This is a genomic window from Peribacillus frigoritolerans (genome assembly GCF_030676415.1).
Classification (GTDB): Bacteria; Bacillota; Bacilli; order Bacillales; family DSM-1321; genus Peribacillus; species Peribacillus frigoritolerans_A.
On record NZ_JAUUTW010000067.1, the window covers coordinates 1 to 6,728 of the forward strand.

Annotated in this window: 7 protein-coding genes; 6 read left to right on the forward strand and 1 reads right to left on the reverse strand. The window is 33.2% G+C overall.

The window, feature by feature from the left end:
- Positions 1-297 precede the first annotated feature (297 nt).
- Together Q8G36_RS28310 and Q8G36_RS28315 are read left to right on the forward strand one after the other, a co-directional pair.
- Positions 298-825, forward strand: coding sequence for a nucleotidyltransferase family protein (locus Q8G36_RS28310; protein WP_370694147.1), 528 nt, complete (start codon positions 298-300; stop codon positions 823-825).
- A gap of 186 nt (positions 826-1,011) precedes the next feature.
- Positions 1,012-1,233 (forward strand): DUF3953 domain-containing protein, encoded by a 222-nt coding sequence (locus Q8G36_RS28315; RefSeq protein WP_305163122.1) that lies wholly within the window; start codon positions 1,012-1,014, stop codon positions 1,231-1,233.
- Between the two features lie 166 nt (positions 1,234-1,399).
- Here the strand turns inward: Q8G36_RS28315 and Q8G36_RS28320 are convergent, their stop codons facing one another.
- The gene (locus Q8G36_RS28320) at positions 1,400-1,939 is read right to left on the reverse strand and encodes a hypothetical protein (RefSeq protein ID WP_305163120.1); all 540 of its coding nucleotides are present in this window, start codon (positions 1,937-1,939) and stop codon (positions 1,400-1,402) included.
- 312 nt (positions 1,940-2,251) lie between these two features.
- Between Q8G36_RS28320 and Q8G36_RS28325 the strand changes: the two genes are divergently transcribed.
- The 4 genes from Q8G36_RS28325 (at position 2,252) to Q8G36_RS28340 (ending at position 5,607) form a co-directional block, all read left to right on the forward strand.
- On the forward strand, positions 2,252-2,896 hold the full coding sequence (locus Q8G36_RS28325; RefSeq protein WP_305163119.1) for a YdbC family protein: 645 nt from the start codon (positions 2,252-2,254) through the stop codon (positions 2,894-2,896).
- 84 nt (positions 2,897-2,980) lie between these two features.
- On the forward strand, positions 2,981-3,571 hold the full coding sequence (locus Q8G36_RS28330; protein ID WP_305163118.1) for a hypothetical protein: 591 nt from the start codon (positions 2,981-2,983) through the stop codon (positions 3,569-3,571).
- Positions 3,572-4,523: 952 nt separating this feature from the next.
- Positions 4,524-4,997 carry a YsnF/AvaK domain-containing protein gene (locus Q8G36_RS28335; RefSeq protein ID WP_305163117.1) on the forward strand — a complete coding sequence of 158 codons (474 nt, stop codon included), beginning with the start codon at positions 4,524-4,526 and terminating at the stop codon, positions 4,995-4,997.
- Between the two features lie 79 nt (positions 4,998-5,076).
- A complete protein-coding gene (locus Q8G36_RS28340; RefSeq protein WP_305163116.1) occupies positions 5,077-5,607 on the forward strand; it encodes a YsnF/AvaK domain-containing protein in 531 nt (176 codons plus the stop codon).
- Positions 5,608-6,728 lie beyond the last annotated feature (1,121 nt).

The following is a 6,728-nucleotide window of genomic DNA, read 5'->3' on the forward strand; positions in this document are numbered from 1 at the left end:
TACTTTTATTCTTGGGATTTACTTTATTCTAGCAAAGGAAAAGCAATATGAGGAATGTCCACTCTTTGATACTCCAGAATATACTAGAAATAAGTGAATCGAACTAATGGGTGCTTTACTTCAATAAGGGAGTTGCTTTGGCAGCTCTTTTTTGTTATGGAGCTAACGGGGCAGTTTAGTTCAACAAGGATTTGCATCGAAGTTAAAGAATAAACTAATGAAATACATTTTATAAGGAGTAATTTTAAAGTGATAAATGAGGAAGAAATCGTTTCGCTTATTAGAGAAGATAAATGGATGATGGAAATATTAGAATCTGCCAAATCATTGAATTTGCCTGATTGGTGGATATGTGCTGGTTTTATCCGATCAAAGGTCTGGGATATATTACACGATTTTAGCGTAAGAACATCTATTCCAGATATTGATGTGATCTATTTTGATCCAACAAATATTGATAAATATGAAGAAAAGAAAATCGAAAAAAAACTAGAATCCCTTATACCCAATATCCCTTGGTCGGTAAAGAATGAAGCGAGAATGCATGTTAAAAGTAATATGTCTCCTTATTCTTCGTCTGTAGATGCTATATCGAAGTTTCCAGAAACAGCAACAGCTTTGGGAGTAAAGTTAGATGAAAATGACAATGTAATATTAACAGCACCTTGTGGAATTCATGATGTTATTAATTTAGAGGTAAAACCAACACCTTATTTTAAAGAGACTAAAGAGCGAGTAGAAATTTACGAAGATCGCATAACAAAAAAGAATTGGAAATCAACTTGGAAAAAGTTAAAAGTTAACCACATCAAAACCTCTTCTTAAGCTAACAGGTGCATTAGCTTAAGATCAGAGCTGTCTTCAAGGCAGCTTTTTCTTTATGCAACTATCAGGGCAGGTTAGTGAAAGAAGGAATTTCCATTTTCCATACAAATGAAAAGGTGTTAAATGGTATGATTGTAAAAGAAATAGTGCAGAACTTAATTTTTAGGGGGAAATATATTCTTGAAAATGGTTAGAATTATCTTAGCGATAGTGGTTATTGTTCTATCAGGTTATAGTCTAATAACTCAAACCTTTGAGTTAATGCCGTATTACATGTTTTTCCTAGGGGCATTTACGCTGGTGACAGGATTAGCCGAACTTCAAAAAGACAGAAAAGGATTTTGGGGGTATATGAATATTGTTATCTCTTTATTTATTTTCTTTGTTTACATACCGGATTTCTTATAGAACTAACGGGTGCGTTAGCTGAAGATCGGAGCTGTCTTTAAGGCAGCTGTGCTTTACTACAATAACGAAGGTTGCTGAGGTAGTCTTTTAATAAAGAATTTTAGAGGGAAAGAGAAAAGTTGTTCGATTCAAATAAAAAAGGAAGAGTGAAATATCCTTCTTCCTTTTATCGTATGAATATTGATCCACCAGTCCATGTTATGTAGAGGCTTCCACTTATAACTTTAACTTTATAATCACTATAACGAGCATGTTCACTCAGCCCGTGATTTCCCTTTTTGACTGAATCTTTTACATAAATAAATGAATTTAAAGAACTGTAGAATGTATACTTACTTTCATACTCATCTTTGGGCCATTGAAAAGGTTCCTTTTCATGTATAACATAAGGGAAAGAAAGGTATTCACCACTTTTAATAAAAGTATAGTTTTCGGATAAAATGGAAAACGACCCTAATAAGTAAAGGAAATTAGCAAAAACAACTATATTAAACAAAGTATGTTCTTTCTTTTTATTAAGCTTAATCTTTTTCGATAGTATAGAAATAGAAACAGGCATAGCAATAAAACCAATTAATGCAATCCATTTATCAAAAGGTTCGCCATTCACCCATACTAGTATTCCCATTAATCTCAATAGAACAAAGAGTAACACAAAAGCCGTTAATAATGATGATAGGCCGGTGATAAACTGCTTAAACTTCAATGATTTCACCTCTTCGGAATTCTACCATTTTTATGGTTTTTAGTAAATATAAAGAAAATAATAAACCCGAGTTAAGTAAAATCAAGATGTGTACTTGGATAACATCGAATGAAGATAACGTAACCCTGAATGGTTCCTTTACTAAATAGATTGTGAAATATTGTACTTAAACTAACGGGTGCGTTAGCTGAAGATCGGAGCTGTCTTTAAGGCAGCTTTTTCTTTATGGAACTAACGGGGCAGGTTAGTTGCATAAGCAGAACAAAGTTAGAAGATAATGGTAAAATTAAAAATGGATGGGGAGAGCTAATTATGATTATTAAAAGAATTTCTTGTCAGGTAAAGAAAGATCAAATAGATTTATTCTCAAAATTACAAGCACAATGGCAACCTGTAAATAGCATTAACGGATTTTTAGGACAAGTTGGTGGATGGAGTATAAAAAATGAATTAACTGCTTGTGTATTTTCCTTCTGGGAAAATAAAGACGTTTATGCTTATTTTATGAATAATGTTCACGACGGTATATTTTTAAACACTAATCAGTCAAGTACATATACATCAATTGATGTTGAATTATTTGAAGAGGTCTTTAATATTCAGGGATTAGAAAAAGACATAGTATCGATTTTAAGAGAAAGTAATTTCATTCGAACTGCTTTGTCTAATGTAAAGGAGGGAAGGGCTTCTCATTTTATAGAAACACAAAGTAAAGTTTGGAATTCAGGAATGAAAAAGACTGAAAAAATGCTTGGTGGAGAATTTGGTTCTTCTGTTAAAGATGATAAACGCTTCCTTGTACTCACTGGATGGTTAAGTGAAGAAGCACATAAGGATTATATAATTTCATCCTTTTCTGCTTTAAAAAGTCAGGCAAAGACGGAATTGGATCTTGAAGGAATTATAGGGGAACAATTCACAATTGAAAATTCCTGGCGTGTCGTACCTTTAATATAGAAAGAGAGAGTGCTTATAGAACTCTAACGGGGCAGGTTAGTTGAAGAAGGATTTTCTAGTAAGTATAAAAGGAGTGTGTAAAATATGAATCAATACCTGATAGGAATATATAAAGGTGAGTTATCGAATCCTCAGCTAAATGAATTAATGGAATATACATCCAAAATATCAAAAAACTCATTAACTACGATATCAATTTCTTCCCCAGAAAATCTGACGTTATTGGTAGGTGAAGAAGAGTCTCAATTATCAACTGGATTTACTGACCAATATTACTTACTAACTAATGAATTACAAAAACTGAATCAATATCAGAATAAGTTTTATTTCGTTTATGATTATAGGAATAGAAAGATAGTAAAAAACCCTACGGTAAGATGTTTTCCTTTAATAAAAATAACAATTAGTGGTACTAATTTACAAAATCTAATTCAAACAGTTAAAGACATAAAACAAGATGTATTTGCAGGTTTCAAAATAAACTTAGAAGAATCAGATTTACTTATTGTTGAAGTTCTTCTTTCCTCTCCAATGTTAGAAATGATTAATAAGGGTGAAAGAATACCTGAATCCTCACAATGTGATAAACATTATTTATATTTAAGCGAATTAACAGAGTTACTTTCTGATCCTACCTTATGTAACTCTGTTCAAACTAAGGCTATAACAGATTAGAGTCATTTAAAAAACAAAGTTTGTGAAGAAATGTACTTAAACTAACGGGTGCGTTAGTTGCATAAGGAACACAAAAATGATCAATCTTATTTATAAAAGAATAATCCAATTAAATATTATAAGGGCATGTTTTGATTAATCTTTTTTCAAAACATGCTTTTTCTATTTATTCATTTATCAAGGTTTCTTGGATTAATTTGATCAAACTTTGTTTCAAATCTACATTAGTTAAGAAGGTTAGACCTAAATTTTGATTTACCTTTATAAAACAAAAAAGCCCCTCTCGATTATGAGAAGGTCCTTTTAAGTTGGAATAGTGGAATAGCTGGGTAATATTATTGTCTTCCAACCAAATACATTTTATACCAATTTAATAAATAAAACCTCTCTATAAAAGAGGGCTTACCACTAAACCCCATTATTTCTTTGTAAATTGTTTGAATCCATTGTGGAATAATAAAAGGAAAATCAGCTTATGTTGGAGGGTTCTTGGTTGCAACTGGAACCATCATGCTGTGGCTTTGAAATAAAGTCACGATGTTTAAAATAAAGTCGCGACGTTTATAAGGACAATTTTCTGAAAAAACAGGTGCGTTAGCTTAAGATAAAAACTGTCCTTTAAGGAAGTTTTTTCTTTATGGAACTATCGGGGCAGGATAGTTGAGGAAGAACAGCTTGCCAGGGCACTATACGATCTTCCAAATCAGAAAGGTGTCCTGGAAATGAAAAAGCAACTTAATATACATATACGAAGATTGATTTCTAACGATCTGAGGTTTTTTAAAAGTTTAATCAAAATATATCCCTAATAAAACATTGGATGTAAATACCAAATGGCTAAGTAAAGCCTTTTTAGAAACAAGCACCAAAATTCAAGCGCATATTTTCACTCACACAGGTAACATTACTACTTGTACGATCATCCAAACACATCCCTTAGGAGGTTTTCATCATGGGCTTTTTTGATTTATTTAACGAAGAAGGAACTCAAAAGGAAACTCGAAAAAAGGTACGTGAAATAGATCGCACTGCCGATACAGAATTTGCAGCAGAAGACGTACATCTTGATCTTCGTGCTGAAGAATTGGACATCGACAAACACCGTGTGGAGACTGGTGATGTGACGCTTCATAAGGATATTGTTGAGGAAGAACAATCAGTGAATATCCCTGTTTTACATGATCAAGTCGTTATTGAACAAAGAGCCATTGATCACGAACCAACAGATGAACCAATTACAGAAGAAGAAACGGTTCACATTCCAGTAACTGCTGAAAAAATTGATGTAGAAAAGCATACGGTCGTCACTGGTGAAGTCACTGCTCATAAACGTTCGGTTCAGGAAACAGAACAAGTACGCGACGTACTTCGTAAAGAAGTTGCAGATATTGAATCGCATGGTAATACAGATATCAAAGAGGACTAATTGTGCCTACCTACTTAACTTTCAAGTTAAGTAGGTTTCTTTCCATCCTCATATATAAAAAAGAACTTCAGGAGGTCCTATGGGAAAGTATATTACTATTGGTGCGATAATCGGTAGCATAATCGGTTGGGTAACAGGTTTTACAATCGTAACAGGACTCGTTATAGGAGCAATCGTAGGCGGCATTAGTTATACAATGAATTCGAGAAGGAACATCGACAAACCGACTAAAAAAACAAATGAAATTAAAGAAAAAACGCTTCAATTACGAGAAGAGCAGCTGGATATAAAAAAAAAACGAGTACAAACGGGGGAGGTAAAGGTTCATAAAGAAGTCGTCGAAGAACAGAAAACGTTCACTGTTCCTATTAAGCGTGAAGTATTAGTAATAGAAGCAGGAAATGAGGAAGACCTTCGAATTCCTCTGAAAGAAGAAGAAATTGAAATAAACAAACACCCCGTGCAAGTAAATAAAGTAATGGTTACAAAACGTCAAATAGAAGAAATAAAACAAATAAAGGAAAAGCTGAAAAAAGAAACAGCACAAGTTTACGTTACAGGTGATGATGCGTATGTCATAAAAAAGCCGCCTTCTGTAACAAAGGACTAAACCATTTCCCGCCTTATTCGTGTAGGACAGGTAAAGGCGCAAACCAACTCCTGCTCCTTTTACGTAACCTTCGAGACCACCTTCACCTCCAACAATCAACAGCGCTGCATTGATAACACTATTGCAGTCAACTGCATCACAATCGAATGAGGAAGGTAACTCATCAAACACAATCGAATGAACTTTTTCATGTTCCAGAGTCTCATCAGCCTACATAGATTGGGTTTCCCTTACTACCTAACTTGAGAGATTGTGAAAAAGTGTACTTAAACTAACGGGTGCTTTAGTTCAACAAGGTAATAAAATTGGACCACACATATTAGATATGTCTAAAATGTGTGGCCCTATTATCAACTATCTCACTTGTCTAACCTAAATATAAAGATCTGTCCTTGTATTTGTTTGCATATAGAATATAAAACTGTACAAAATAACTGCTCACAACAACCATTTATGTACACTGTTATATTTTTGTACAAATACAATTTGTACAAATAACGTATGGCACAAAAGATTCAGGATTGTTTTTTTGATAATGTACACATCCATTTATAGAGATACCTTGAGTTCCGTTATAAAATCATCATCCTCGAAGGGTTGCTCTGCTTTGTGCAATAACATAGGAGAAATAAACAAAGTTACCACCTCAAAATAATTTTAACACTAATTTGTTAGCCATTTGTGAGGTAGATAATGTATATTGAAGAATACTTTAAAATGATAAAATCTTCAGTTTAGTGCATCCCAGTTGATTAATTTAATGATGAAACACGTACGGTGGCTTTTTTGTATTCATTAACAAGATGGTTTCAAGAAGAAAGTGTTATTAGAGATTCTTATTTTACGGATTAAATGTTGACACTAAAGAAAAATAGAAGTATGATAATGAAGTCGCCTAATTAATGAGCGATTTTAACAAAAGAAATTCTTCGTAGAAGTTGACAACTATTCAATGTTATGTTAAGATGAATAAGTTGAAACAACCAATAACAATTTGCTCTTTGAAAACTGAACAAAACAAAGCGCCAACGTTAAATTTTAAGTGAGCACACACTATCAAAAAAGCAAATGAGCAAGTCAAACATTTCTTCGGAGAGTTTGATCCTGGCTCAGGACGAACG

What these genes read in the sequence shown, in the direction of transcription:
- Q8G36_RS28310 (WP_370694147.1), top strand. Translation starts at nt 298, where the DNA reads ATGATGGAAATATTAGAATCTGCCAAATCATTGAATTTGCCTGATTGG.
- Q8G36_RS28315 (WP_305163122.1), top strand. Translation starts at nt 1,012, where the DNA reads ATGGTTAGAATTATCTTAGCGATAGTGGTTATTGTTCTATCAGGTTAT.
- Q8G36_RS28325 (WP_305163119.1), top strand. Translation starts at nt 2,252, where the DNA reads ATGATTATTAAAAGAATTTCTTGTCAGGTAAAGAAAGATCAAATAGAT.
- Q8G36_RS28330 (WP_305163118.1), top strand. Translation starts at nt 2,981, where the DNA reads ATGAATCAATACCTGATAGGAATATATAAAGGTGAGTTATCGAATCCT.
- Q8G36_RS28335 (WP_305163117.1), top strand. Translation starts at nt 4,524, where the DNA reads ATGGGCTTTTTTGATTTATTTAACGAAGAAGGAACTCAAAAGGAAACT.
- Q8G36_RS28340 (WP_305163116.1), top strand. Translation starts at nt 5,077, where the DNA reads ATGGGAAAGTATATTACTATTGGTGCGATAATCGGTAGCATAATCGGT.